Raw genomic sequence first — 1,405 nt, 5'->3', positions numbered from 1 at the left:
CAGACTGTGTGAAAACCTAGCAATCTGCGCAGCGCTCAAAGAAAATGCTCCGTATCGAAAGATACGGAGCATTTTTCGTTATGGCCTACATCCAGGGACAGTCCCGCAGCCAGACCAGCCTGTTTCCGGTCTCGCTGGAAGAGTTGATCCCCGAGGATCACCTCGTTCGCGTTATCGATCTTTACGTCGCCAAGCTGGATCTGGCTCGACTGGGCTTTGATAAAGCACTTCCCAAAAGCACCGGCCGTCCCTCTTACGATCCAGCGGATCAGCTCAAACTCTACCTCTACGGCTATTTCCAGCGGATTCGCTCATCACGACGGCTCGAAGCCGAGTGCCAGCGCAACGTCGAAGTGATGTGGCTGATCAATCGACTCAAGCCTGATTTCAAGACCATCGCCGATTTCCGTAAAGACAACAAAGCCGCTTTTATCGCGACGTGCCGGGCCTTCGTGCAGTTTTGCCGCACAGCGGGGCTGATAACCGGCGAGCTGGTGGCCATTGATGGCAGCAAATTTCAGGCGGTCGCCTCTTCACGGCGTCATATGAATTTGAAGCGGCTCCAACATCAAGAGCAGAAGCTGGAGAAGCGCATCGCCCACTATTTGGCAGAGCTGGACGAGGCAGATAAAACCGAAGCCGGCGAGAAGATTGACCGCAATGCAATCAAGGCGACTTTGGCGCAACTTGAAGTCAGGCATTCCAATAACTTGACGTGCCAGGCGCTGATGAAATCCATGGAGCTTGAGCAATTCAATACCCACGAAAGCGATGCGCGAATGCTGCGAACGCACAAAGGGCCTCGGGTCGGGTACAACGTGCAGACAGCCATCGACGCTGAAAACTGCATGATCGTGCATCATGAAGTGACTCAGGACAGCGATGATCGCAAGCAACTTGAACCGATGGCCAAGGCCGCCAAGGAACAACTTTCGCAGGATGAACTGACGGTCACCGCGGATGCGGGCTATTCCAATGGCAAGCAGTTCCAGGCATGTGAGGATGAGAACATCACGGCTTATGTGCCTGTGGCGCGATCACTCAACTCCTGCGGCAAGGAACAGATATTTTTCGATCGAACAGCATTTGCCTACGATGCGTCGCAAGATCGATATCAATGCCCTGCCGGAAAATGGCTGATCTTTAAGCAGATCAGCAATAAAGGCCGGATCTACCAAGCGAAGGTCAGCGACTGCGCAAGCTGCACGATTAAAACGAAGTGCACCGACGCCAAACGCCGATACATCTCGCGCCATCTGCACGAACAGGCTTTCGAGCGAATGGAGCAGCGAATGCAGGCGCATCCCGAAATGATGGTCAGCCGACGATCCATCGTCGAACATCCCTTCGGCAACCTTAAACAGTGGTTATTTGGTAACGCTCGATTCTTGCTGCGACAGCTTGA

Annotated in this window: 1 protein-coding gene; it reads left to right on the top strand. The window is 53.6% G+C overall.

The window, feature by feature from the left end:
* Window positions 1-80: 80 nt before the first annotated feature.
* A partial coding sequence (locus tag QMX86_RS28050) for an IS1182 family transposase (RefSeq protein WP_282387961.1) occupies window positions 81-1,405 on the top strand: 1,325 nt, incomplete at its 3' end.

The organism is Pseudomonas sp. PS01270, assembly GCF_029959775.1.
GTDB lineage: Bacteria > Pseudomonadota > Gammaproteobacteria > Pseudomonadales > Pseudomonadaceae > Aquipseudomonas > Aquipseudomonas atacamensis.
This window is presented reverse-complemented; position numbering and strand designations above follow the sequence as displayed.